Annotated in this window: 20 protein-coding genes; 12 read left to right on the top strand and 8 right to left on the bottom strand. The window is 65.7% G+C overall.

Features of this window, described 5'->3' with window-relative positions; all coding sequences use genetic code 11:
* Positions 1-17 precede the first annotated feature (17 nt).
* From JOF43_RS02400 to JOF43_RS02350, 11 genes are all read left to right on the top strand, one after another.
* Positions 18-1214, top strand: a complete 1197-nt coding sequence (locus JOF43_RS02400) for a tyrosine-type recombinase/integrase (protein ID WP_245353991.1) — start codon at positions 18-20, stop codon at positions 1212-1214.
* Positions 1192-1542 carry a helix-turn-helix domain-containing protein gene (locus JOF43_RS02395; protein WP_209898583.1) on the top strand — a complete coding sequence of 117 codons (351 nt, stop codon included), beginning with the start codon at positions 1192-1194 and terminating at the stop codon, positions 1540-1542. The genes JOF43_RS02400 and JOF43_RS02395 overlap by 23 nt, the downstream gene beginning before the upstream one ends.
* A 305-nt stretch (positions 1543-1847) precedes the next feature.
* Positions 1848-3005, top strand: coding sequence for a hypothetical protein (locus tag JOF43_RS02390; RefSeq protein ID WP_209898580.1), 1158 nt, complete (start codon positions 1848-1850; stop codon positions 3003-3005).
* 236 nt (positions 3006-3241) lie between these two features.
* Positions 3242-3616: an HIT family protein gene (locus JOF43_RS02385; RefSeq protein WP_425351482.1), complete on the top strand. Its 375-nt coding sequence runs from the start codon at positions 3242-3244 to the stop codon at positions 3614-3616.
* A 194-nt stretch (positions 3617-3810) separates the two neighbouring features.
* Complete coding sequence (locus JOF43_RS02380) at positions 3811-4959, top strand: IS30 family transposase (protein ID WP_209898574.1); 1149 nt, start codon at positions 3811-3813, stop codon at positions 4957-4959.
* 102 nt (positions 4960-5061) lie between these two features.
* The gene (locus tag JOF43_RS02375; protein WP_209898571.1) at positions 5062-5793 is read left to right on the top strand and encodes a phosphatase PAP2 family protein; all 732 of its coding nucleotides are present in this window, start codon (positions 5062-5064) and stop codon (positions 5791-5793) included.
* A gap of 389 nt (positions 5794-6182) precedes the next feature.
* Positions 6183-7076: an SRPBCC domain-containing protein gene (locus JOF43_RS02370; RefSeq protein WP_209898568.1), complete on the top strand. Its 894-nt coding sequence runs from the start codon at positions 6183-6185 to the stop codon at positions 7074-7076.
* Positions 7073-7399, top strand: a complete 327-nt coding sequence (locus JOF43_RS02365) for an ArsR/SmtB family transcription factor (RefSeq protein ID WP_342592066.1) — start codon at positions 7073-7075, stop codon at positions 7397-7399. The genes JOF43_RS02370 and JOF43_RS02365 overlap by 4 nt, the downstream gene beginning before the upstream one ends.
* Before the next feature lie 201 nt (positions 7400-7600).
* A complete protein-coding gene (locus JOF43_RS02360; RefSeq protein ID WP_209898565.1) occupies positions 7601-8710 on the top strand; it encodes a site-specific integrase in 1110 nt (369 codons plus the stop codon).
* Entirely contained in the window at positions 8707-10182 is a 1476-nt protein-coding gene (locus tag JOF43_RS02355) for a tyrosine-type recombinase/integrase (RefSeq protein ID WP_342592065.1), read from the top strand. Before JOF43_RS02360 ends, JOF43_RS02355 begins: the two co-directional genes overlap by 4 nt.
* Positions 10182-10571 (top strand): DUF6262 family protein, encoded by a 390-nt coding sequence (locus JOF43_RS02350; protein WP_209898562.1) that lies wholly within the window; start codon positions 10182-10184, stop codon positions 10569-10571. The genes JOF43_RS02355 and JOF43_RS02350 overlap by 1 nt, the downstream gene beginning before the upstream one ends.
* A 164-nt stretch (positions 10572-10735) precedes the next feature.
* Here JOF43_RS02350 and JOF43_RS02345 read toward each other — a convergent pair whose 3' ends face one another.
* On the bottom strand, positions 10736-11260 hold the full coding sequence (locus JOF43_RS02345; protein WP_209898560.1) for a P-loop nucleotide/nucleoside kinase family protein: 525 nt from the start codon (positions 11258-11260) through the stop codon (positions 10736-10738).
* A 417-nt stretch (positions 11261-11677) separates the two neighbouring features.
* On the opposite strand from JOF43_RS02345, the gene JOF43_RS02340 reads away from it, so the two are divergent.
* Entirely contained in the window at positions 11678-14170 is a 2493-nt protein-coding gene (locus tag JOF43_RS02340) for a GH116 family glycosyl-hydrolase (protein ID WP_209898556.1), read from the top strand.
* Positions 14171-14763: 593 nt separating this feature from the next.
* Here the strand turns inward: JOF43_RS02340 and JOF43_RS02335 are convergent.
* The 7 genes from JOF43_RS02335 to JOF43_RS02305 form a co-directional block, all read right to left on the bottom strand.
* The gene (locus tag JOF43_RS02335) at positions 14764-15624 is read right to left on the bottom strand and encodes an ABC transporter ATP-binding protein (RefSeq protein ID WP_209898553.1); all 861 of its coding nucleotides are present in this window, start codon (positions 15622-15624) and stop codon (positions 14764-14766) included.
* Positions 15621-17468 (bottom strand): dipeptide/oligopeptide/nickel ABC transporter permease/ATP-binding protein, encoded by a 1848-nt coding sequence (locus JOF43_RS02330; RefSeq protein WP_209898550.1) that lies wholly within the window; start codon positions 17466-17468, stop codon positions 15621-15623. Before JOF43_RS02330 ends, JOF43_RS02335 begins: the two co-directional genes overlap by 4 nt.
* A gap of 3 nt (positions 17469-17471) precedes the next feature.
* On the bottom strand, positions 17472-18449 hold the full coding sequence (locus JOF43_RS02325) for an ABC transporter permease (protein WP_209898549.1): 978 nt from the start codon (positions 18447-18449) through the stop codon (positions 17472-17474).
* On the bottom strand, positions 18446-20116 hold the full coding sequence (locus tag JOF43_RS02320) for an ABC transporter substrate-binding protein (RefSeq protein WP_245354188.1): 1671 nt from the start codon (positions 20114-20116) through the stop codon (positions 18446-18448). Before JOF43_RS02320 ends, JOF43_RS02325 begins: the two co-directional genes overlap by 4 nt.
* 5 nt (positions 20117-20121) lie before the next feature.
* Complete coding sequence (locus JOF43_RS02315; protein WP_209898543.1) at positions 20122-22662, bottom strand: GH116 family glycosyl-hydrolase; 2541 nt, start codon at positions 22660-22662, stop codon at positions 20122-20124.
* Between the two features lie 90 nt (positions 22663-22752).
* A complete protein-coding gene (locus tag JOF43_RS02310; RefSeq protein ID WP_209898540.1) occupies positions 22753-24420 on the bottom strand; it encodes a sialidase family protein in 1668 nt (555 codons plus the stop codon).
* 39 nt (positions 24421-24459) lie between these two features.
* Positions 24460-25449: a DUF2961 domain-containing protein gene (locus JOF43_RS02305; RefSeq protein ID WP_209898537.1), complete on the bottom strand. Its 990-nt coding sequence runs from the start codon at positions 25447-25449 to the stop codon at positions 24460-24462.
* Positions 25450-25477 lie beyond the last annotated feature (28 nt).

Genomic DNA, 25477 nt, shown 5'->3' with positions numbered 1-25477 from the left:
GAAGCGTCACTCTCTCCATGGAAGAGGTCCTGGATCCACTCATCAGGACTACAGTGATGCATCAATGTTGCAACAAATGCAATACTTGGGGAATGGCCCAAGACCCTCGTGGCGTCTCACCCCTTCGTCAGCTCCGCAACGTGCGGGCGCTGGACGACAGGCGCTTCGTGTTCGAGGCCATGCTCTCGGGTTGGGCGGATCAGCAGAGCAGCCGAGGCCTGGCCGAGCGGACGATTGGGAGCCGTGAACTGGTCATCCGGAGGTTCGAGGAGTTCGCTGGCCACTACCCCTGGGAGTGGTCACCGGGTGACCTGGAGGACTACACAACCCAGGCGAAGTCTCGACAGCGACCGGCGGCCCCCTCCACGATCCGCGGCTATCACTCCATCATTCGCTTGTTTGGCGACTACCTCACCGATCCGCGGTACCGGTGGACGACGGATTGCGAAGAGCGCTTCGGCACAGCCCCGCAACAGATCTGCCACGAGTGGAACACGCTCGCGCACCTGGTCGACTATGAGGGCCGCCCGCAACGGCGAGCACTCACGTATGACGAGCTCGAGCAGCTCTTTGCCGCGGCCGACCTCCGCGTCGAGACGATCCTTCAGCACGGTCGGAAGGGAGCCCTCGCAGCGCTGCGCGATTCCCAGATCTTCAAGACGATCTACGCCTACGGGCTGCGTCGGGCCGAGGCTGTTGGTCTGGACGTAGCGGACCTGCGGCCCAACGGTGCGGCTCCGAGCTTCGGCCGCTTCGGCGCAGTCGACGTGCGCTGGGGCAAGGGCGCACATGGCTCGGGACCGCGACGCCGATCGGTGCTCACGATCCCTGAGCTGGACTGGGTTACGGAAGGGCTGGCCCAATGGGTCGACCACGCCCGCCCTCGGTTCACCACGAACCCGGCGGGAGCGCTGTGGCTGACTGAGCGCGGAACGCGCGTCTCGCTGCGCTATATCGATCTGCGCTTCGCCCAGCTCCGCGACGAAGCAGAGCTACCTTCGGAGCTCAGCGTTCACGCCCTGCGGCACACGTACGTCACCAACCTCATCGAGTGGGGATACGCCGAGAAGTTCGTGCAGGACCAGGTCGGGCACGCCTACGCCTCGACGACCGCGATCTACACGTCCGTCGGCGACGACTTCAAGAACCGCATGATCAACCAAGCCCTCTCCCGGATCTATGGAGGACCCAATGTCGAACAACCCCGCTCCTGATGCCCCTATCACCTGGAACCTGCGCCCGATGATGGCCGCGGCCGGCATGTTCCAGACCACAGATCTGATCGCACCACTGCGCGCCCAGGGAGTGCAGCTCTCGCGCGAGCAAGTGTTCCGCCTCGTGACGAAGACTCCCGAGCGGCTGAACGTCGAGGTGTTCGCCGCCCTCTGCCGAATACTCGATTGCACACCCAACGACCTCATCGAGATCCCAAAGGTCCAGAGCGAGCGTCCACGCCGAGCCGCCGGCGCTCCAGAGACCTCCGGGCCGGCGATAGGCGACCTGCGCCCCATCCACGCCAAGCTGCACCGCCCGAACGAGTGAACCGACCAGGACGCACTCATCGCCACCAGGTCGGCTGCGATAGGTGTGCTCGTCACGTCGCGGCCCGTTACTTGATCCTCGAGCAGCGCATCTGCAACGCCTGCTACTCAAGACTCCGCCGGCACCCCGAACTCTGCCCCGGGTGTGATCACGTCAAGGTCCTCGCCTTCTACGATTCGGGCCGACACATCGTCTGCGCGGCCTGCGCTGGTGAATCGCCTCGGTTCGCGTGCATCACCTGCGGAAGCGAGGAACAGCTCACCGGGTCTCAGTGCGGCACCTGCCGACTGACCGAGCGTCTCAGTGTGCTGCTCGCAGACGCAAGTGGCGCGATCCATCCCGGCCTCGTCACCCTCTATGAACTTCTACTGACTGCGCGTGACCCGCGCACGGTAGTGCGGTGGCTACGAAGAACACCGATCGGTACGACTCTGCGCGCCATGGCAACTGGCGAGGCTCGGATCAGTCACTCCACACTCGATACCCTCCCGCTCTCGCCCCGAGTGCAGTATCTGCGCCACATGCTCATCAGCGCCGAAACCCTCCCGGCCATAGACGTCAGGCTCAACGATCTCGAGATTCTCGCTGCCGCCGTCATCGACGGCCTCCCCGCCCATCACGCCGGGATCATCAGTCAGTACTTCCGCTGGGGAGTTCTGCGCAAGATCAGGCAACGATCCGCGAGCAAACCTCTAACCGCCGGTATGTTCAGCGCTCGATCTTCCGAGCTGCGCAAGATCGCCGCCTTCCTGGCGTGGCTGGATGGCCAGGGAGTCGATCTGGCATCGCTGGACCAGGGCACCGTGGACCACTTCTTCGCCCACCACCGCTCCCAAGTAGCGGTCATCACATTCCTCAAATGGGCGATCCAGCAGCAGCTGACCGCACCAATCACACCGCCCCGTCGGCAGCAAGCTCGGCCCGCCCCCTCCGTTCAGGAAGACACTATCTGGCACAAGGTCGATGAACTTCTCGATGACGAGTCCATCCCGCCAGGGAGCCGCATCATCGGCCTGCTGGTGCTCGTCTTTGCCCAACGAATCAGCGACTGCGTCCGCCTACGCCGATCAGCCGTCTCTGAGGACGGTGCAACTACGAGCATCATCTTCGGACGAACACCCCTCACTCTGCCCGATCCAATCGCTGGCCTGCTCCGCCGCTACATCCGCGAACTCGATAGAGATCGTCCCTTCGTCCGTGGAGGGCCCGATTGGCTATTCCCTGGAACCACACCTCATCTCCACGTCAGCGAAGCGATCGTCGCGCTCCATCTCGCGCCGCACAAGATCCATGCCCGCAGGAGCCAGCACGCCCGCATCGACCAGCTCGTCCAAACCGTGCCCGCCAGCGTCGTCGCCGACACGCTCGGGATCAACGTCAACACCGCCATCCGTCACGCCGCCCGTACGAACGCGAGATGGGGCGACTACCCCGAGCTTCGATCGTCGCCGCCGGGAGAGTAGTGGCCGAGCGGCCGTCGCCTAACCTCGAGATATCATCGGGGTGGGGTCTCGACCGGCGCAGCAGGTCTGCCAGCGTTGGCCCCCATTGGGTTCCGGTGTGATGAGGTGGCGCTCGAAGGCGCGTGTTCAGTGGAAACCGGGCGGTCGTTCGCGTCGGGTCGGGCACAGTGGAGCTCATGAGCGCCGATGAATGTATTTTCTGCCAGGTGGTAGCCGGGACCGTGGAGTCGAGCCGGGTGTACGAGGACGACGAGGTCCTCGCCTTCATGGACATCCAGCCTGTGACGGACGGGCACCTCCTTGTCATCCCCAAGCGGCACGCGCCGTACCTGGCCGATCTGGACGAGCAGCTCGGGATGTCGATGTTCCGGGTCGGCCAGCGTCTCGCCGCGGCGCTGCGCAATTCGGGGCTTCCGTGCGAGGGCGTGAACCTGTTCCTGGCCGACGGCGAGGTCGCGTTCCAGGAGGTCTTCCACGTCCACCTCCACGTGTTCCCGCGAACACCCGGCGATGGCTTCCACATCGAAGCTGACTGGCCTGAACGGCCGCGCGCCGAGCTCAACGACGCATCCGAGCGCATCCGGAGCGGCATGGCTGCCTCGCCGTCCTGACGTCAGGTTGCCGGGCGAGCCGTGATCGTGAGAAGGACATTCAGCGAGGGGTGCGGTGCGCTGTGGTCACTCTCCGCCAGGAGCGTGACGACGGCGCGACTCTGACACTGCACCACAAACGCTGGCGGTCTCAACCCATCAACGCATCGCACATGATGGGAGTGTGCGCATGGACGGGAGAGGAGCTGGCAGGGATGGCGTTGGAAATCGAAGTGCAGGATGCCGTGTGGGAGCGATGGCGTGCAGGCGAGCCGATTCGCGTGATCGCCCGATCGGTGCACTGCAGCCGTGAGGCGGTACGCAGACACCTGGCGAAGTCGGGTGGGATCCGCCCAGCGCAGCGCCGTCGCGCTGCTCTGCGTTTGTCACTGGCGGAGAGGGAGGAGATCTCCCGAGGACTCGCCGCCGGTGATTCCGCTCGAACGATCGCTGCTCGACTCGGTCGGTCAGACTCCTCGATCTCGCGAGAGATCTCCCGCAACGGCGGCCGTGACCAGTACAGAGCTGCCATGGCAGATGAGCACGCTTGGCAGCTCGCGCAGCGCCCCAAGCTCACCAAGCTCGATGCGAACGAGGAGCTGCGCGGCGTTGTGAGGGAGAAGCTGCACGAGGACTGGTCTCCTGAGCAGATCGCGGCGTGGCTACGACGGGCCTTTTTGAACGACCCGAAGATGCGGATCTCCCACGAGGCGATCTATCGGAGCCTCTACACCGCCACATGCCCGGCCCTTCCTTCCGAGATGAGCGTTCACCTGCGTTCCGGCCGTCGGCTCCGCACATCGCGCCAGTCGCGACGCACCGGACACGGGCGTGGCCGATTGAGGAGCATGGTCTCGATTCATGATCGCCCGGCGCGGATCGAGACTCGGGTTGAGATCGGGCACTGGGAAGGGGATCTCGTCATGGGTCGGCGGCCCAGCGCTGTTGCGACGCTGGTCGAGCGCTCCACGCGTGCAGTTCGCTTAGTGAAGCTACAAGGGATCAAAGGCACGGAGGTGCGTGACGCTCTGATCCGCAACCTCCGGGAGCTTCCGCCGTGGCTGTTGCAGTCGCTCACGTGGGACCGCGGGCGAGAAATGTCCGAGCACGAGAGTATCGCCCATGAGCTCGGCATTCGCGTCTACTTCTGCGACCCTCGCTCGCCCTGGCAGCGCGGCTCGAACGAAAACACCAACCGGCTCCTGCGCCAGTACCTCCCAAAGCAGGCGGACTTCTCTCACTTGACACAGGCCGAGCTTGACGTCATCGCAGGAAAGATCAACGGCCGACCTCGGCGTGTCCTGGGATGGAAGACCAGCCAGGAACTCCTCGCAACAGCGCCCAGCCAATCCTTCCTCAACTGACGAGGTGAGTCTCAACCGGTCCACCCTGAGACGGATACCCCGCAACTCGGGTCCGTCTCGGGGTGGATGCGCCCCTGCCTCTCTGCTGACTGAATTACTGTCATGATCTCCCGTGCCGCTCGCCTCTCACCACGCCTCATCATTGCCGGGGTGGCTGCTGTTGGCTTACTTGCCGTCCTGGCGCTACTCCTCGTACGAGGGATGACCTACCGCGGCACCGTCGCGTGGTCCAACCAACTGCCAGGACCGGTGCAGAGCTTCTTCTCGTCGGTCTCGGAGTACGGAATTCTTGGCCTGATCACTCTCTTCGCCGTAGCTGCTCTGAGTGCGCGCAAAAGAGGAATGACGCACCTAGCGCGAGGTGTCGCCGCAGGGTTCGGGGTCATAGCGGCCTACGTGTCCAGCGAAGTCATCAAGGTCCTGTTCAGCGAACTAAGGCCCTGCTACAACTTCACCGTCACCACGATTGCGGCGTGCCCCGAGGCAACCGATTGGTCCTGGCCCAGCAACCACGCCACGATCTCTGTCGCCATCGCCCTTGCCGTGCTGGCCATGAATCCACGCCTTGGCATCCTCGCCCTGCCCCTCGCAGGACTTATCGGATTCAGCCGCGTTGCTGTGGGCGTGCACTACTTCCATGACGTGCTGGCCGGGGCGTTGCTTGCCACCATAGCGGTCATCGTAATCACCAAAGTGGGGACACCACCTATCGCACGGCTGCTGAAATGGTGCCGGCGGTTTCCGCTTCTCGATTGCCTTATCGCTGCGAGCCCAGACCAGTACCGCCCCCGTCCTCCCCGGCATATTCGACTCGACTCCGCGCGCACCGCGTAGGGCCGGGCGAAGCGTCTGCTGCCGTGACTCCCCAGTGCACGACACCTACAGGCGAATCACGTGTGCGCCGATGCGTTGACAGATTGAGACCGCCCTCGTTATCTAGGGTCCGCGAGCGGGAAGCGCGGCCTGACCTGATGCTTCACGTCCTGGATGTGTCCACGCCGGGAGCCTGGTGCCAATAGCGCACGAATGTCCCGTCTCAGTCTCAAGGGCGACGGCAGTCGAGGCGGTGGATGGCGTCGTCGCGGATGGCGGCTGCCAGCCATGGCCAAGCCGGCGACCGATCTCACCTCGGAGCGGGGAGCACCTGGTGTAACCCCTGGGTTGCTCGAAGCTGACCCTATGTGTAACGTCTGAATTACACATAGGCAGAGAGAGGCGGGCTCATGGACAGCAGCAGTGACGAACTGGACAGGATCGAGCGACACATCGACATCGACTCCGACGCTGAACGCGTTTGGGCTCTGATCAGCCGGCCGGGGTGGTGGATCAACGATGGGGAAGTTCTCAGCAACCCGGCAGGGAAGCAACACGACGACTGGCACCTTCTCCGAGACCCTGTTCACGGAGCCTTCTCCATCCAGACCGTCCGACTCGAACCACCTAGGCATGCCTCGTTCCGGTGGAAGCGCGATGAGTCCCAAGACACGATGGCAACCACGCTGGTGGAGTTCACGGTCATTGATCGACCCAGCGGTGTGCGTCTATCCGTGGTCGAAAGTGGATTCTCCACGCTAAGCGAAGACCGCGCGATCTGGATGTCGACCCGTGAAGAGAACGTCCAAGGCTGGGAGGTCGAGTTCAACGCAGCGCGTGCCCTTCTCGACCGGGATTCAGTCTCGCGATCGGTGTATCTACCGGCCCCGCCTGATGAGGTCTGGCCCTTCCTCGTCAACCACGGTGAGTTCGCCCGCTGGTACGCCTTCGGTGGCGCTCAAATCGAGCCGATACCCGATGGCCGAGTCGAGCTGCGGTGGGACGAACACGGGATCTTCCATGGACAGGTCCGCGAGGTGATCCCGGACGAGCGGTTCTCGTTCCTGCTCGCGCTCGAACCAGACGTCGAGCCCATGCAGAGCAACGCCACGCTCGTTTCTTTCAAGCTGCGTAGTTATGGAGAGGACGGCGCTCTGCTCACGATCCGGCAATCCGGCTACGAGCAGCTCGACGAGAATCTGGGTTCCCCGCGCGAACTCGCCGACCAGGACCGGGAGAGCTGGGAAGCCGGTCTCGATCTGCTCGTAGACTGCGTCACCTCGCCAGGCAGAACCGAATCGTGAACACCGAGGTGCAGGCTCCGAGTTCCGTCTTCGCGGCCCTCGCCGACGAGACCCGTTGGCGGATTCTGGTCCGGTTGGGTGAAGCACCCGCAAGCGCATCCGCGCTGACGCGAACTATGCCAGTCAGCCGACAAGCGATCATGAAGCACCTCAAGGTCTTGGAGATTGGCGGCCTTGTCACCTCAGAACGCAGCGGCAAGGAGATTGTGTACAGCGCGATCGGTGCTCGTCTCAGCGCACTTGCCAGAGACCTTGATCTGATCGGCCAAGGCTGGGACAACCGCCTCACACGTCTGAAGAACGAGGCCGAGGGGTCATCGTGAGGAGAACCCAGGGGACTCACATCTTCGTGATTCTCATTGCATTGACCGGGCCATCGACTTTCGCACACTTGCGTGCGATCCACTCGTCGTGAGGCGCAATGCCGTCTGTTGTTAATTGTGCTGAAGATTGACAGGGGCCTACGTCCGGCCCCGGCGGCTTTCGACCGGTCCCTTCGTCGCATCTGAGCTGAGGATCGTCCAATGTTTGTCCAGCGTATTCTTTCCCCGGTCGACGGCGTGGAGTCGTGGACGGTGTTGGGCGGGGACGGCGGCCCGGTGGCTCCGATCGAGCGGTATCTGGCGTACTTGACCCAGATCGAGCGGTCGCCGAACACGGTCAAGGCCTATGCCCACGACTTGAAAGACTGGTTCGTGTTCCTCGGCGTCCAAGGCCAGGACTGGCGTGAGGTGCGGCTGGAGAACGTCGCCGAATTCGTCGCATGGCTGCGCCGCCCACCGGGCCTGCGCGATGGGACGATCCCAGTCCTGCCGTCAGTGGAACACCACTGCACCGAGTCGACGGTCAACCGCAAGCTCTCAGCGCTCAGCGCGTTCTATCAGCACGCCGCGCGCCACGGCGTTGACCTCGGGGAGTTGCTGAAGACTTGGCAACCGGCTGGAGGCCGTGGTTCGGGCTGGAAGCCGTTCTTGCACCACATCAGCAAGGGGAAACTGCAGCCGCGGCGGGCCGTCGTGCTGAGCGCTGAACGTAAGCTCCCGCGCGTCCTCAACGCTCCCGAGGCACAAATCATTCTCGATGCCTGTGATCATCTGCGGGACCGGTTCTTGTTCGCGGTGCTGTTCGACACCGGGATGCGGATCGGGGAGGCGTTGGGTCTTCGGCATGAGGACATCGCCGCTGCCGAGTCCCAGGTCTCGGTCCGGCCACGGGTCAATCACAACGGTGCCCGCTCCAAGTCACGCAGCCCGCGGACGGTGCCGGTCAGCGCGGAGCTGGTCCGGCTCTATTCCGATTACCTTCACTTGGAGTACGGCGACCTGGACTCCGACTACGTCTTCGTCAATCTCTGGGGTCGGCCCCACGGTCACCCGCTGACCTACGCGGCAGTCTATGAACTTGTGAAGCGTCTGCGGCGGCGCACCGGGATCGACTTTGATCCGCACTGGTACCGCCACACCGCTGCGACGCGGATGCTGCGTGACGGCGTGCCGATCGAGGTGGTCTCCAAGTTGCTAGGCCACGCTGACATCACCACCACGGCCGCCGTCTATGGTCACCTGAGCGCCGAGGACGCGCGCAAGGCCTTGGAGGAAGCGGGCTGGTTCACCGGCCGAGAGGTGCGATTGTGAGCGTGCCGATCCCGCTGGTGCCCGAAAAACCGTCGAGGACGGGGCGCGAGCGACGCCGGACACCCGGTCAGGCGAGCACCTGGGACGCGGAGTATGGCAAGGACGTCTGGCGACTACGTGAACTCGGCATCAAGGACCGGCGGCTGGCCCGGATCACCTTCGAGGACATCCCGCAGTCGTGGCTCAAGGCCTTGGCCAAACGCTGGGCGCGGTGGCGCTTGGCCACGGGCCTCGGCGTGGTCAGCGTCTCCTCCGGCACACGGGCGATCACCTCCTGTGGGCAGTTCCTGGCGGACGTGGCACCTTCCGTCCAGGGGCTGGCGGACCTGGACCGGGAGCTGCTGGAGCGCTACCTCGCTCACCTGCATTCCCGGTTCTCGGGCACCGTGAAGCACCGCATGCTGATCGGCCAGTTGAACCTGTTCTTCACCACCATCCGGCAGCACGGTTGGGATGACTCCCTGCCTTCGACGGTGATGTTCTTCAGCGAGGACTTCCCCAAGGAAGCCATCCGGCAACCGCGCGCGCTGAGCGAAACCGTGATGGCCCAGCTGGAGAACCCGGACAATCTCGCCAAGTGGAGCAACCCCAGCTACGAGCTGATCACGCTGATCCTCATGCACTGCGGGCTGCGCATCACCGACACCGTCCGTCTGCCGACCGACTGCATCGTCTACGACGGCGAGGGAGCGCCCTACCTGCGCTACCTCAACCACAAGATGAAACGCGAGGCCCTTGTGCCGATCGACGCGGGGCTCGTCGAGGCCATCACCGCGCAGCGACGCCGCCTGCACGAACGGTGGCCGGACGGAGCACCGGTGCTCTTCCCACGAGTCACCGACAACGACGACGGACACGAGCCGATCGGTGACGGGGTCTACCGCAAGGCGCTGCACCGGTGGCTCAAGCACTGCGACGTCCGTGACGAGCACGGACAACCCGTTCGCGTCGTCCCGCACAGCTTCCGCCATACCCTGGGCACCAGACTGATCAACCGCGACGTCCCCCAAGAAGTGGTCCGGCGGATTCTCGACCACGACTCCCACGTCATGACCGCCCACTACGCCCGCCTCAGTGACACCACGATCCGTCGGCACTGGGAAGCTGCGCGGAAGGTCAACATCAAGGGCGAGACGGTCACCCTCGACCCGGATGGCCCGCTGGCCGAGGCGGCCTGGGCCAAGCAGCGCGTGGGACGAGCGACCCAGGCACTGCCCAACGGCTTCTGCGGGTTGCCGGTCCAGCAGTCCTGCCCGCACGCGAACGCGTGTCTGAGCTGTCCGATGTTCATCACCACAGCCGAGTTCCTGCCCGAGCACCGACAGCATCGTCAGCAGGTCGTGCAGATCATCACCGCTGCCGAGGCTCGCGGCCAGCAACGCCTGATCGAGATGAACCAGCAGGTCCTGGGAAACCTCGACCAGATCATCACCACGTTGGAGGACGACCAGGACGGCGAGGCAAGTACCTGATGCATGCCGATAACAGCCGCCACCTCATCGTCGCCGCCCGGCGGCGCCACGAGACGACCCGTGCCAAAGCAACCCAGGCCCTTCGCGACCTCGACCGCGAGGGCGGCGCGGTCAACTTCCAGATCGTCGCTCAGAAGGCGCAGGTCTCGCGGTCCTGGCTCTACACCCAGCCCGACCTCTGCGCCGAGGTCCGACGGCTCCGCGGCCTCCAGCAGGACACGGCTGGGGCACCACTGCCCGCGTCTCAACGTTCCACCGACGCATCCCTGATACGCCGCCTCGAAGTCGCCAACGCGCGAGTCCGGGACCTCACCGCCGAAAACCAGCGACTCCGGAAACAGTTGCAACACGCCCTCGGGCGACTACGGACATCGAACCAAGAGCGGTAACTGAGGCCGAGCCGCTTGATGGACAGCTCAAGATAACCGAGTCCACCAGGAAGACTCTCGATCCGCTGCGTCTCGTGCTGGACGTCATGGCCACGCCTAACCGAACTCCAGATAACGGTCGGATGTGCGCCGATGAGCGCGGAGCCTTGCTGGCCCCCAGCGCTCTAGGGCGTGCGATGGGAGCGGAGTCGCTGCACGAGCGCGGCCACTCGTGCTGGGTCGGCCGTGTCCTGGGCATCCACCACTATCACTTCCTCATCAGTCGGAGGCTCGAAGCTCGCCCGGTGATCGTGGAGGACGGCATCGGTCACGTCCGGGCGGTCCCGGGACTGTCTGTTGGCGCGAACGCGTGCCTGCTGGAGTTCAGGGCTGATCTGGACCCACACGACCAAGAACGGTGCACCGGAGCGATTGGCGATCTTCCGCCACTCATCTCTGATGAACCGCGGCGATCCGGTGTCGTCAACGACCACATGGTGCCCCGCATCCAGAAAATCACGTCCACGCTCGTGCGCGATTCGGTTGGTCTCGGCCCATTCCTCCAGCGGGATGCCTTGTCCACCGTGCAGGCCGCGTTCCTCGTTGATGAGGTCGAGACTGACCAGGCTCGCAGGCAGACCCTCAGCCAGTTGCGCTGCAAGGGTGCTCTTGCCCGCGAAGGAGAGTCCACACATCAGCGCCATAGTCATCCTCGCAACCTACCGCCGCCCTCGCATGCTGTCGCCCGAATAGCGCGACTACCCCGACGCTTAGGCCGGGCGGAGGCTGTGCCGTAAACGGTGGCGGTCTCAACCCATCAACGCATCGCACATGATGGGAGTGTGCGCATGGACGGGAGAGGAGCTGGCAGGGATGGCGTTGGAAATCGAAGTGCAGGATGCCGTGTGGGAGCGATGGCGTGCAGGCGAGCCGATTCGCGTGCGAGCTCCGGCCTTGTGAGGCACGGGAGCCCGTTCGCGGGCACTTCTCGTAAATCTCGTCGCGTTGTTGACCCTGCTGGAGTCGATGCTTAGGTTAGGGGCTGACCAAGATGGTAAACGATTACTGGCATCTGGCTGTGCGCAGGGGTGCACGGCCATGCGCAGGGCACAGGGGAGTGCACGGGTATGAGACAGCTCAACCACATCACCGGCCGCCACGCGGCGATGCCGCTGGGCGGGATCGGCACCGGTAACGTCGCGATCTGCGCCGATGGAGCTCTGCGGCAATGGCAGCTGCACAACATCGGCAATCACCGTGGCGACCTCCCGAACAGCTTCTTCGCGCTGCGCGTCCAGCGGCCCGAGCCGCCGCACAGCTCCACGACGGTCCTGCAGGCGCCGGCCCCGTCGGACGCCCCGTCCACCCCGCTGGTGACCGACGACGAGGTCCCGGCCTGGCAACGTGAGCTGCTGGAGCGATTTGGAGGAGTGCGCGGGACTTCGTTCCGGTCCACCTATCCCTTCGCCGAGATCGACTACGACCTGGACGGCCCGCTCGACGTGAACCTGCAGGCCTTTACCCCGCTGGTGCCGCTGGACGCCGAGCGCAGCTCTTTGCCCGCCGCCCTATTCACCGTCACCGTGACCAACACCGCCACTGAGGCCGTCGCTGCTTCCTTGGGGGCGGCGATGCAGAACCCCGTCGGTCACGACGGGATTACGGCACCCCAGGGGGTCTGCGCCCCCGGCTACGGCGGCAACACCAACCGGGTGCGCCGGGACCACGGCTGGACCTCGCTGCTAATGGAGAACAGCGGACTCGACCCCGTCGCCCCCGGTGCCGGCCAGGCCGTCCTGACCTGTGACGCGCCCACCGCCACAGCCCTGCCGCAGTGGGCCGACCCCGGCGAGTTCATCGAGTACCTAAGGGCACGCCCCCCTTTCGCCGAGCGTTCCCGGCTCGAGATCGCACCCCACCTGCCCGAGGACCAGATGGGGACCCCGCCCGGGGCCCACGGTCCTAGCCCGGCCGGCGCCACCTGGAACGGGGGCCTCTGCGCTGCGCTGCACCTCAAACCTGGGGCATCGACGACGGTCCGGTTCCTGCTGACCTGGCACTTCCCGAACCGGTACGTGAATTTCCCACAACCCGGGCCGTTCGCCGCCCAGTGGGGGCCCAGCCGCTTCTGGCTCGGCAACCACTATGCCACCCAGCACACCGATGCCCTCGCCGTCGCCGAGTATGTCCAGGGCCACTGGGAGCAACTCGAGGCCGACTCCCGCGCCTGGGCCGACCTGCTTACCGACACCCTCGACGAGCGCACAGCGGAGCACATGGCGGCTCAGGCCGTTGTCGTGCGTAGCCCTACCTGCTTTCGCGGTGCCGACGGCACCTTCTACGGCTTCGAGGGGGTCAACGGGGCATCCACAGGCGGCCACGCCGGCGACGTCGGCGGCTCCTGTCCGCTGAACTGCAGTCACGTGTGGAACTACGCACACACCGTGGCCGCCTTGTTCCCGCAGCTCGAATGCTCGATGCGCGAGACCGAGCTTGAAGTGTTGCAGGCACCCGACGGGTCCGTCCCGCACCGCCTCATCGCCCCCACCTACCTGCCACAGCTGTGGGACCTCCCCATCGGCGGCCCGATGGCCCCGGCCCTGGACGGCATGTTCGGGGTAATCCTGAAGAGCTACCGGGAGCTACGCTCCGGCGCCGTCGACAGCGACTGGCTGGAGCAAAAATGGTCGAAGCTGTGCCAGCTGCTCGCCCACATCCGCTCCACCTGGGACCTCGAGGGCACCGGGGTGCTGCGCGGCATCCAGCCCAGCACCCACGACATCGACCTCAGCGGCGTCAACCCGTTCATGGGCACGCTATGGTTGGCCGCCCTGCGCGCCCAGGAGGAGATGGCGCGTCTGCGCGGCGAGACGGCCTACGCCGAGGAGCTGCGCTCCCTGTTTGCCACGGGCAGCGCCGCCTACGACGCACTGTTGTTCAACGGCGAGTACTACGAGCAGCTGCTCGAGGACGACCAGGAGCGTCCGTTCCAGTGGGGCCGCGGCTGCCTCGCCGACCAGCTGATTGGACAGTGGTGGGCCCATGAGCTCGATCTGGGCCACCTGCTGCCCGCTGACCATGTCCGTTCCGCACTGCGCGCGATCGTGCGCCATAACCTGCGCACCGGCTTCCGCGAGTTCGAGCACAACTTCCGGGTCTTCGCCGATGGCGATGACACCGGGCTGCTCCTGTGCAGCTGGCCCGCCGGGGGCCGGCCCCAGGCCCCCATCCGCTACGCCGACGAGGTCTGGACCGGCACTGAGCAGCAGGTCGCCGCGCACTGCCTGCGCGAGGGGCTCGAGGACGAGGCCACGGCGATCCTCGACGGCCTGTGGAACCGCTACGACGGCAGGTCCCGCAACCCGTTCAATCACGTCGAATGCGGCGACCACTACGTGCGCTCGATGTCCGGATGGACCGTGCTGAACGCCCGTACCGGACGGGCCTGGAACGCCGCCACCGGGCAGCTGCGCCTCGCGCGCCCGGCCGACGGGGACCGGGTCCCGCTGCTGCTGGGTACCGGCTGGGGGTACGTGCAGCGCAGCGGGGAGAAGGCGGAGATGGTGGCCCTGGGTGGGGAGCTGTCCGTCGGCGAGGTTATCTGGGAGACCGGGTCATGAGCGCTCGGCAGGGCGGCCCGGGTGCGCGTCGCAGGCGGTAGCCGCGCGGCATGGCGGGGTCGGATCGGGTCCCGGGGCGAGCCGCATTTCGCACCCGGGCCGCGGTACCGTCAGCCGTTCGGGGCGATCTCGACCGCCGTCGCGCTGGTCCTGGCCGCAGGGCCGGAGCGGCCGCGGCGGCGACCCGGGCGCGGCCATCGAAGGCGCCGGCGGGGATGTCGTCGAGTTCGGCTTCCTCGGCGACGTCAACGAGCGCAAGAAGTTCAAGGCCCTGTTCACCGAGTTCAATGAGCAGTATCCCGAGATCGACCTGCAAGCCACCGCCAAGTCGGGCTCCTGGGCGCAGTTCACCTACGCCGTGGACACCCAGATCGCCGCCGGGTTCGCCGCCCCGAGGGTCCCTTTGCACGCAGCTGCAACACCAACTTCGCTCTGATCTTCTGTGGCCTCCAAGCACGCTACTACCGGCCCCGGACCCTGCTGACCGATAACGACCGGATGCCGGCAATGGTGATCGCCGGACGGATCGGCTGGGGATCGCTTGCGGAACTTTGCGCCGACGTCCTGAGGAACCGGACAGAATCCGGTGCAGTTCAGCCCATCCGTGATGTCGGATTCGGTGCCGCAGCTAGCAGGCGACGGGTGTACTCGTGCTGGGGGTCGTCGATGACCTCGGTGCTTTCGCCGGACTCGACGATCCGGCCTTCGTTCATCACCAGGACCTCGTTCGAGTACCGCCGTGCGCTGCCGAGGTCGTGGGTGATGTAGAGGACCGCGAGGTCTTCGTCACGGCGCAGGGCGTCGATCAGATCGAGCATCTCTCCGCGGATGGTGACATCGAGCATCGAGACCGGCTCGTCGGCGATTAGCACCTTCGGTGAGGCTGCAAGTGCCCGGGCGAAGGAGACACGCTGACGTTCGCCGCCGGACAGCTCGTGCGGGAACCGGTCGAGGTAGCGGTCCGTGGCGGTTAGGCCCACCCTCTCCAGCAGTTGCCGACACCGATCCCTCGCGGCCTCGTCGCCGCGAGCATCTTGATGGATCCGCACGGCGCGTCCCAGGATGTAGTCGACGCGGCGCAGCGGATTCAGCGAGGCGAACGGGTCCTGCAACGTGAACTGTACGTCGCCGACGTAGGTGCGCTGACCGATGCTTCCGGGAGCGGTGACGTCCCGTCCGTCCAGGCGGATCGCTCCGGAGGTGGTTGGCACCAGCCGTGCCAGCATCCGACCCAGCGTGGACTTACCGGAGCCGCTTTGACCGACCAGAGCGGTCACCCGGCCCCGCGCGAGGCTGACGGAGACGTCGTCGACCGCCCGCATCCGCCGCTGAGGTCGCAGTAGGCCGCGGCGGGGGCCGACGGGGTACTCCTTGACCAGGTGCAGTCCTTCGAGCACGGCACGGGCCTTCCCACGCGGGGCTGCTGGTTCGGTAGGTTCGGTGGTGGCGGTCATGCGATGCTCCCCAGGTCGGCGAGTGAGGACAGCAGCTCCCTGGTGTAGGGATGCTGCGCGTCACGGTAGATATCGAGGGCCGGGCCGTACTCGACGACGTGGCCGTGGCGCATCACCGCGATCGAGTCGGAGATCTCCAGCAGCAGTGCCAGGTCGTGGGTTGTGAACACGATCGCGAACCCGTACTCCTCGCGCAGCCGCACGATCTGGTCGAGCACATCGCGCTGGACCAGCAGGTCCAGAGCGGTGGTGGGCTCGTCCATGAAGATCACGTCCGGCTCGAGGACGAGGGCGATCGCGATGGCGACTCGCTGCTTCATCCCGCCGGAGAGCTCATGGGGGTAGGCGTCGATACGGCCGGGGTCGATCCCGACGCGCGCGAGGTGCTCCTCGGCGACCGCGGTCCGATGCGACGAGGCAAGTCCGGGACGGTGGACCCGGATGACATCGTCGAACTGGGAACGGATCGTGGTGACCGGGTTCAGGGCGTTCATGGCGCTCTGGAACACGACGGCGATCTCGTTCCACCGCAGGGCCCGCAACTCCCGCTCTTCCAGATTCAGCAGATCGGTACCGTTGCCCTCCCCACCGCGGTAGGTGATGGACCCGCCGACGACCTTCGCCGGCGGCCGCAGCAGTCGGGTGATGGCGTTGGTGAGGGTCGACTTGCCGGAACCCGACTCTCCGGCGAGGCCGAGTATCTCGCCGCGCCGCAGTGTCAGTGAGACGTCCTCGACGGCATGGACGGTGCCGTAGGCGGTCGGGTACTCCACGTGCAACCCGTCGACCTCGATGATCGGGCTGCCGGACATCACCGAGGGCCGGATGCGCGGTTCCAGGTCCTCGTCGGTCTCTGCAGCACCGGTGGCGGCGACTATCTCGGCGGTGGTGGCCGAGGCACCCCCAGGGCGCGGTGCCGTCGCCGACCCGGTTCCGGTGGTCCGGACATTCGTGCTGGTCGGGTCGGCACCTGCTGCCTTGCTCCCGGCCGGCCGGCCGGCGACGGCCGCTCCCGTGCGCAGTCGAGGATTCGAGTACTCGTCGATGCCGAAGTTGATCAGCGCCAGGCCGGCCCCGATCACGGCGATCGCGAGGCCGGGCGGCACGTACCACCACCAGGCACCGGACAACAGGGACTGGGAGTTCTGGGCGAAGTACAGCATCGAGCCCCAGCTGATGGTGGTCAGCGACCCCAGACCGAGGAAGGCCAGGCCCGCCTCGGCGAGGATGCCGCCGATGACGGAGAACAGGAACCCAGAGGCCACCAGGGGCAGCATGTTCGGCAGGATCTCCCAGAACATCAGTCGCGTTCGTGACTCCCCGGTCGCTCGTGCCGCTTCGACGAACTCGCGGTTGCGCAGCGACATCGTCTGGGCCCTGATCACACGGGCCGAGCCGGCCCAGGAGGTGATCGCGATGACCACAGCGATGGAGACGAGCCCGCGCGACGGGAGATAGCCGGTCAGCACGACCAGCAGGGGCAATCCCGGGATCACCAGAAACACCGCGGTAAGGATGTACAGCAGGTCGTCGGCGATGCCCCGCAGGTATCCGCCGAGCAGGCCGATGACCACGGAGAACAGCTGGGAGATGACGCCGGCCAGCAGTCCCACCAGCAAGGAGACGCGGGCTCCGTGGACGAACTGGGCGAAGACGTCCTGTCCGGACTGAGTGGTGCCAAGCCAGTACTGTCCCGACGGCGCTTGGAGCATGTCAAAGGAGGTCGCCTGAGGATCGCGGGTCGCGACCAGTGGTCCCACTGCAGCGATGACAACGAAGACGATGACGATGATCAGCCCGGCGCGGACTTTTCCGCTGCGCGGGAGGACACTGGACACTCTCATGGCTCAGGCCCTTTCTCGGGTGCGGGGATCGAGGAACACGTATGCGATATCGGCTACCAGGTTGGCGACGATTACCGCGAGTGAGATGATCAGGAACAACCCCTGCATGAGCGGGAAGTCCTGGGCAGTGACCGCCTGGAACAGGGCGTATCCGAGGCCCGGATAGTTGAAGATGACCTCCGTGAGCATCGATCCGCCCACCACGGCGCCGAGGGCGAGGGCGAATCCGGTGACGCTGGGCAGGATCGCGTTGCGTGCCGCGTAGGAGAACAGCACCATCTGGTTCGGCAGTCCCTTTGCCTCGGCCATCGACACGTAGTCTTCCCCGAGGATGGTCACTGTCATGTTTCGCATCTGCAGCACCCAGCCGGCGAAGGAGCCAATCACGATCGTGAGGGCCGGCAAAGCCGCGTGGTAGATCAACGAGCCCACGAACTGTACCGAGAGCTCCGGGAAGATCGCACGATCGTAGCCTCCGCCCGCGGGGAAGATGTTCACGGTCACCGCTAGCAGCAGCACCAGGATCAGGGCCATCCAGAAGTACGGGATGGCGTTGAGAAAGGTCAGGGCTGGCAGGACGTGATCGGACCATGTTCCGCGTCTCCAGGCCAGTAGCACCCCCAGGCCGGTGCCGAGCACAAAGCTGACGATGGTAGCCACTCCCACCAGGGCGAGGGTCCACGGGAGGGACTGGCTAATGATCTCGATGACCGGGACGGGGTACTGGGACAGGGAGACGCCCAGATCAAGGCGTGCCAGGTCCCCCAGGTAGCCGACGTACTGGACGATCAGCGGATCATCGGTGATCCCGAACTGAGCGGCAATTGCGTCGCGCGCCTCCGGTTCGATCTGCCCCTCAGACCTGGCGATCAGGATGCTGACGGGGTCGCCCGGCATCAACCGCGGGATCAGGAAGTTCAACGTGAGTGCGGCCCACGCGATGAAAACATACAAGCCGAGCTTGCGCAGCAAGAATCTCACGTGACCCCTCCGTCATTCTCAGTCCTGGTCAACCGCTGCAGGATGATCGTGCGGTCCGCGGTGATCACCGGTTGTCCGAGCGCATAGGGGTTGTCCTCGCTGGGGAAGCCTGTCCAGAAGCGACTGTTGTAGTTGAACCAGGCCGGGCCCGTTATGACCGGGATCGCGGGCAGCTGCTCAACGACAATTTGCTGCAGCCCGGCGACGGCCTTCTGCTGCTCGACCTCATCTTCGGTGGTGGCATAATCCGACAGCAGTTGATCTGATTCCTCATCTTTCCAGCGCTGGAAGTTGGCCGTCACCGCGCCTTCTTCGTCCGGCGCGTACTCGGAAGAGAGCATGGACCGATACATGAACCATGGATTGTGTCCGGCGACCACGGACGAGATTGTGACGTCAAAGTTGCCCATGGTGAGAGTCTCGTCCCAAACCCCGAAGGAGACGCCTTGCGGGATGAAATCTATGCCGATTTGCCCTAGCTGCTGGTTGAGGACCTGGGTCGCGATGATCCAGTCGGTGTAGCTGGAGGGGATCTGCAGCGAGAACGACAGCGGGGTGCCGTCCGGGGTGACCCGGATGCCGTCGGGGCCACGCTCGTAACCAGCGTCGTCGAGGACCTGCTCGGCCTCGTCCAGGTCGACGGTGAACTCGAGGTCTCGGTAGTCCTCGGTGATGAACTCCTCGAACGTCGGGCGGGGTAGTGCCGTGGGATGCGGGACCTCGACGTACCCGTACATCGCAATGTCGGCCAGCTGCTGACGATCGATCGCGAGACTAATACCTCGGCGTAGTTCGAGGTCCTGCCACAGTTCCTTCTCGAGGTTGAACGTTAGGTTCACGATGCTGTTGCCCGGATACCAGTAGCCACGGTACTCAGGATCGTGCTCGACGAAGATGGTCTCGATATTCGGGATGAAGTCGCTGGTCCAGTCGAGGTCTCCGGCCTGCAGCGCGGTGGCCATGGTCTGGGTCGTGTACGAGGGCCAGGCGAGGTTCTTGACTTCGAACTGCTCGGCCATCCAGTGCTCGTCGTTGCGAATGAAGGTGTATAGCTGGTCCGAGAACCGATCGAGCCTGTACGGGCCTGTCCCTACGGGATGCTCCACTTGTTCGGCCGACGGGTCCTGGAAGGTGGAGAAAATGTGCTCGGGCACGATCGGTAAGTCGCCGACCGTCGCCTCCTGGGCGAAGGTCGGGGTCTCGAAGGTGATCTCGACCGCGTGGCTGCCGGTCGCGACAGCGTCGACGACAGCCAGGGCCGAGGTGTTCGTAGCGGGAACGTCGCGCAGCATCGTGAAGGTGAAGACCACGTCCTCGACGTCGAAGCTCTCGCCGTCGGTCCACGTGACATCGTCGCGCAACGTTGTGGTCAGGACCGTTCCGTCATCGTTCCACTCGAACTCGGTGGCCAGCCAGGGTTCAGGGTTCCTAACGTCCATCGGAGTGGACAATCGCAGGGTCTCGTAGATGAGTCCACTGGACCCCTGCAACGGCGTCCCCGAATAAGGATTGAAATTGCGCTGAAACAGCGTGGTGTCCGCAGCCTCGATCCGCAGCGGCCTGTCCTCCTCGGATTGCTGGCCACCGCTGCAGGCGGCCAGCCCGACCGTGGCGGCGCTGCCGACGGAGCCGAGCATCAGTGCTCGGCGGGTGATGTTAAATGTCATCGCCACTACCTTTCTTTGCGTGACTTCGCATCGAGGGCCGGCACCGACCTCACTGATCCTTGCCGATCTAGCGCGATGCTGTCTCCTGCCATGATGTTTATCCCGACGGCACGGAAAATACCCCGTACAGGGTGGACGAATTCTATTGAGTCGACGCGGATTCGTCCTCCGTGGCACAGGAGCAGGGGGGCGTCCTGTCCGGCGTCCAGGACGCCCCAGCCGGTCCCGGTGGTAATGATCCCGAAGAAGCGATCGCCGTCCAGCGCCTCAAGGCGGGGCGCGAGGCCCAGGGTGCGTGATCGGCCGTCCCACCGGTGGTCTAGCAGCGCGAGCAGGACACCCCAGCTCGCCATCGACCTGGCGTAGTGATGGCCGCTCTCGGTCTCATTCCAGGGGTTTCGACGAACCCCGTTGTGCCGCTCCCGCACCGCCCTCACCACCTCGAGGCCCTCCCGGACGAATCCTTCGTACACGAGGTGGGTGGCGACCTGGTACTCGATGCCGGTCCAGACCTCGTCGCAGTAGATGAACGGCAGGCGGGGCCTGCCGCCCCGCGGCCAAGTGCAGAGCACCAGGCCGGCTTCGCCGTACATGGCATAGGTGCGCTGGACGGTCTCGTGGCTACGGAGGTCGGGGAAGAAGTTGTTCCTGTGGACGGCGGCGATCGCTGATCGCACATGCTCAGCTGGGAGAAGATGGCCCAGTCCGGTGAGGTGAGCCAGGGTCTGTCCCAGCAGCTGATCGGCCAGGCATCCCGACCCGTACTGGTACCGATGCGCGTCGACGTCGTCCAGTCGCTGGTCGTAGTACTCCCCGTTGTACAACAGGTCGTCGATGCGTTCCGAGGCGAGATCAAATGTCTCGCGATAGCGCGAGGCTGTGGCCTCTTCGCCCTGATGCAGCGCCATCTCCTCCCCTGCACGCACGGCAGCCAGGAGCATCGAGTTCGCCAGGGAGTTGGGGCCGAAAAACTCTATGTCGTAGGTGTTGTGCTGCTCGTTATCGAGCACCATGTCGCCGTCGGAGTCCCAGTGGGTAAGGGCGTAGTCGAGCGCGAGGCGCACGGAAGGCCACAGCTCTTCCAGGAACGTGTCATCGCCGCTGATCGTCCACTCGCGATAGACGCGCACGATCGTTCCCAGCTGGCCATCGACCGCCGGACGGTGGTCCCACGGCTGACCATCGAACACGGCGTTGGTGCGAAACCGCATCCGGCCGTCGGGAGCCGTCTCCCGGAGGATCTCGTTGCGGCGCGCGCCTGCTTCCAGCGTGGGGAACAGATGTGCGACCGTCTGCGCATAGTTCCAGACGTGTGTGCAGGTGCCCTCGCAGCTGCCAACATGGTCAAGTCCCCCTTCCCAGGCCGCGAACTGCCCGGTGGGACTGCCATCGTCGAGCACGAAACAGGTCGTGCTCCGAAGGGCGACGAGGGCGCTGCTCACCGCGTCGATCACCTCGGGCGGGAGGGTCGAGGAAAATAGTGCGTCGCGGAAGGCACGCGTCGAGCCTTCGAGTTGGGGCAACCGGACGGCGAGATCGCGAGAGACCTCCCACGCGTCCTCGTATCGCACCGCGTAGTGGTTGGGCACCGTCTCGTCGATGTGCGTGTTCGGCAGAGCCCCGCCTTGCCAAGCTCGGCGCCGGTTCGGCGTGTGCCAGGCGAGCAGGAACTCGAACTCCTGGCTCTGGCCCGGAGCCAGGGTGTGGACGATCCCGAGACTGCCGACGCGCACCTTGTCGTCGAACGCCCCCGGGTCCTCGGGATGTCCGCCGTGGGGACCGAGTAGCCCGTCGGAGGCGAAGTCCTCCCAGAACAGATGGAAACCGTCCGGCCGGGCACCGACGAGCCAGCACTCGGTGGCGGTCACCGAGGCATCCGTGGTGACCAGCGCCGCGGACGCGAACAGTGGCGAGGAGGGGGGCAGATCGGTGCTGAACTCGATGCCGCGGACCACGCCGTCGTCGCGATACCGGTTCGTCGGGGTCCCCTCGAAGGTCGGGGCATCGGCTGCGGTCCGCCCGGAGATCCCGGCCGGATTGCACATGGAGCCGGCGATGGTGACGTCGACGGTAGCCGGCTGCGGATTATGGACCCGGTAGCGGAGCACCGCCGCCGGGATCCCCGAGTCGTCCGCATCCAGGGGAACGAGCGGCGTGAAGGCGGTCAGTTCCACGGTGACCGGAAGGTTCTGATCCGTGAACTCGACGGTGGCGAGCGGGTATTCACCGCTCATGCGGGCGTTGTCGAGCCGGGGAAGGCCCGCTCCGCGCCCCGGGGCGAATCCGCTCGCGCCGTCGAAGGGCGGCCGGAATTCGGCCTCGAGCACCGCGCTGACCGGGTCCTCCTCCACGCGACAAACTCGGATGGCGAAGAAGGTGTTCGGGAGCCACGCACCTTTCGCTGGGCAATTGGCGATCTCCCAGTCGCGCAGCTCCCCGCGACTTCCCAGGGATACGTTCCCGGTCCCGATACCTCCGAGCGGGAAGGCAGCAACCCGCGCCGTGGGGTCAAGTACGCGCGCGGCACGTTTCTCATGGCCAGTCATCAGGTGCAGTCCTTGAGGGTTCGGGGGCGGAGTAGGGGTCTCGAACGTGACGCCGCGATGGAGCAGCCCGGAGGCATGGCTCCACGGCGTTCAGAGCATCAGTCGGGCCTCGCTCGCCCAGATCTCCTTGCGCTCCGGGACCTTCGGGGTCCAGTCGGCGCCGCGGTCACCGAAGGCGAGGATCCGGCTGCCGCCGAGCGGGACCAGCGTCCCGTTACCGGAGTTCATATAATCGACGGTCACCGGGGTGGTCCACGAGTGCCCGTTTCCGTCGGGAGACGCGAGGAGGGACTGCCCGGGCCGCCCGATCCACAGGACCATGGTTCCGTCGGGCATCGGCAGCAGGTCCGGGAAGACGCCGACGACCGGGATTTCGTCGGGGCCGGCGACGACCGGGCGCAGGTCGTTCCAGGTGCGGCCGCCGTCGATCGAGGTCGCCTGATACAACGGCTGATAATTGCCGGTGCGCATCACTGCGAGCAGGTTGCCGTCGCGGGTCTGGGCGATCGCTGCCTCGCTGAACCCTTCGTAGCGAGGGTGGTCGGAGAGGTCGGGGTCGACGGCGATTGTCCCGCGGACCTCCCAGGTGATCCCGCCATCGCTCGAGGCGAGGAGAATCTGCCGATACCGCTCGTCACCCTCGTAATACCCGTATCCCGATTGGAAGAGCGTGCCGTCGATCTCCTTCACCGAATGGACGAGGACGAAGCCCCCGAGCTCGTGGCCAGGACGACTGGTGCCGTCGGAGATCGGCCTCATCGCGGTTGGCGCCGTCATGGTCCCCTCACGATGCGTCCAGCTGCGGCCGCCGTCGGAGGAGACGGCCGTCGGGACGATCGCCTCGGTGTCACCGGATCCCTCGACCATGAAGGTGTGGTAGCTGACCGCCAGCAGCTCGCCACTGTTCAGGGTCGACAGGTAGAACGACTGCTCCTCGGGGAAGGGGTTGCGCTCGTCGACTTGCGTCCAGGAGCGCCCCTCATCGGTCGAGGCGGCCAGGGCCGTGCCCGTATCGTGCGTGGCGTCGCCGTGGACGGGGTAGCCCACGAGCACCTCCTGGCGGCCGTCGGCCGTGACGTGGACGGTGGCGGTGTTGGGCATCTGCATGAAGCCGTCATCGGTGGAGTCGACCGTCACCGGGTCTCCGACGTGGAAGGTCCGCTCCCGCGGCGCCTTGGCCACGTGGCGGCCATCGGCGAAGGTCACATCGTCGATCACGACGGAGTCGCCGGAGGCGATCTGAAAGCCGGTGATGGACTCGACCGCGCTCACTCCGACCGGACCCACGGCGCCGACCAGCTCGTGGGGGCGGGGCCGCTTTCCGGGATCGTCCGCGGCGTAGATGAGGGCTCGTTCCATTCGCCGCGAGACCTGGACGATGACGGTGTTCCATCGACCAGTTGCCACGGCGTCGGCGGCTCCGAACTGCGTCCACCCCAGGGAATCCTGTTCGAGACCGTCGAACCACCACAGCGAGCCGTCCGCGCGGGTCTCGATCTGGAAGACGGGTGCTTCGTCGACGCTCCCCTCGATGCGTCCGAGCAGCGTGAGCTGGACGCCGCGGGCCGGCTCACGCGAATACAGGCGCAGGCGAAGATCGGCGCCCCGCTGGGGTGAGCGGCGTCGTTCGATCGTGCCGCGGCTGTCTCCGTCGGCGATGGCCGGCGCGGGCGCCGCCGCGAGGAAGGGGGCAAGGGCTGCGGCGGCGAGCAGTGGCCGCCTGCGCAGTCGTTGCGACGAGGACGAGTTGATAGCCATGCGCGCTCCCAGAGAGGTCGAGACGAGTACGTACTCGTGTCACGGAATGGATGGATGATCCTCGGTATGCCAGCGGTACCAGCACCGCAGTTCCGCCCGGTCCGGCACGGGTGGCACCGACCGGGCGACATCGAGATAGGAGAACGCCACGGCCGAATGCGCGAACGGGCGCAGCCGCGCGGGATCCCACGGGTTGCTGAAACGGAACGTCAGGGCGGAGTCGAACCAGATCGCGTCGGTGTCGTGGAAGCGGTACAGGCTCACCGCGCTGTCGAGGTTGTCCTTGAGGATCACCCCGTGGTCGGGGCCGATCACAGGCCCCTCGCGGAAGTACCAGCCACCGAGGAAGTAGTCCTCCATCCCGGTTCCGATGATCTGCTCGCCGTCGGCGTCGATGTGTTCCGGAGCCTCCAGATAGCTCAGGTACGAGCGCGGTTCCCCCTGCAGCGACAGCAGGGTCCCCACGTACCGGCCGGGACCGGTGGCCTCCAACAGCGTCAGCGGGTCCTCGCCCTGGTGCCGTCCGGTGGAGAACGCTCCGTGCAGGACCGGGGCGTCCGGTGGCAGATCCGCCAGCTGGTAGAGCCCATTGAGAAACAGGTCCACGCGCTGGTCGGGGTCGCGGTTGTCGATGTCGATCCGCAGCGAGTGCCGAAACGGCATCGGGAGGGTCAGGTAGAAGCCGCCCGAGGAGGCGCCCACCCAGCGGCTGGCGTAGTTGCGTACCCGTGCGAGACCGAGGCCGAAGAGGTCCGCGATCGGGGCGGCGATCTGCGGGTGCTCGGAGTCGTCGACGTGGATGCGCAGCACCACGTGTTTCAGCACTGCCGGGTCCACGAGCCGGTCCGGTTCCCAGTGGGCCCAGAACCAGCCCGGCAGGGTCAGCCACAGCTTGGCGAGATAGCCCGATCCGTCGATCCGGGCGACGGTGCGGCTGGCGCCCGGTTCGATGAGAGCGACCTTGAGGCCGCTCTCCCGGTCGAAGGTGGTGACCTGCCGGGTCGCGCGGGGCCGGGGCAGATTCAGCATGACGGTCCCCTCTCACTCCTTCTGCGCG

This window comes from Brachybacterium sacelli (assembly GCF_017876545.1).
Classification (GTDB): Bacteria; Actinomycetota; Actinomycetes; order Actinomycetales; family Dermabacteraceae; genus Brachybacterium; species Brachybacterium sacelli.
Note: the sequence above shows the minus strand (reverse complement) of the source record. Positions and strands in the feature narration are given on the sequence as shown.

Bases quoted from the DNA above. Each gene is read 5' to 3' on its own strand.
- JOF43_RS02360 (WP_209898565.1), top strand. From the start codon at position 7,601: ATGTTTGTCCAGCGTATTCTTTCCCCGGTCGACGGCGTGGAGTCGTGG.
- JOF43_RS02350 (WP_209898562.1), top strand. From the start codon at position 10,182: ATGCATGCCGATAACAGCCGCCACCTCATCGTCGCCGCCCGGCGGCGC.
- JOF43_RS02395 (WP_209898583.1), top strand. From the start codon at position 1,192: ATGTCGAACAACCCCGCTCCTGATGCCCCTATCACCTGGAACCTGCGC.
- JOF43_RS02370 (WP_209898568.1), top strand. From the start codon at position 6,183: ATGGACAGCAGCAGTGACGAACTGGACAGGATCGAGCGACACATCGAC.
- JOF43_RS02320 (WP_245354188.1), bottom strand. From the start codon at position 20,116: ATGACATTTAACATCACCCGCCGAGCACTGATGCTCGGCTCCGTCGGC.
- JOF43_RS02305 (WP_209898537.1), bottom strand. From the start codon at position 25,449: ATGCTGAATCTGCCCCGGCCCCGCGCGACCCGGCAGGTCACCACCTTC.
- JOF43_RS02400 (WP_245353991.1), top strand. From the start codon at position 18: ATGGAAGAGGTCCTGGATCCACTCATCAGGACTACAGTGATGCATCAA.
- JOF43_RS02380 (WP_209898574.1), top strand. From the start codon at position 3,811: ATGGCGTTGGAAATCGAAGTGCAGGATGCCGTGTGGGAGCGATGGCGT.
- JOF43_RS02315 (WP_209898543.1), bottom strand. From the start codon at position 22,662: ATGACTGGCCATGAGAAACGTGCCGCGCGCGTACTTGACCCCACGGCG.
- JOF43_RS02310 (WP_209898540.1), bottom strand. From the start codon at position 24,420: ATGGCTATCAACTCGTCCTCGTCGCAACGACTGCGCAGGCGGCCACTG.
- JOF43_RS02345 (WP_209898560.1), bottom strand. From the start codon at position 11,260: ATGACTATGGCGCTGATGTGTGGACTCTCCTTCGCGGGCAAGAGCACC.
- JOF43_RS02375 (WP_209898571.1), top strand. From the start codon at position 5,062: ATGATCTCCCGTGCCGCTCGCCTCTCACCACGCCTCATCATTGCCGGG.
- JOF43_RS02330 (WP_209898550.1), bottom strand. From the start codon at position 17,468: ATGAGAGTGTCCAGTGTCCTCCCGCGCAGCGGAAAAGTCCGCGCCGGG.
- JOF43_RS02335 (WP_209898553.1), bottom strand. From the start codon at position 15,624: ATGACCGCCACCACCGAACCTACCGAACCAGCAGCCCCGCGTGGGAAG.
- JOF43_RS02340 (WP_209898556.1), top strand. From the start codon at position 11,678: ATGAGACAGCTCAACCACATCACCGGCCGCCACGCGGCGATGCCGCTG.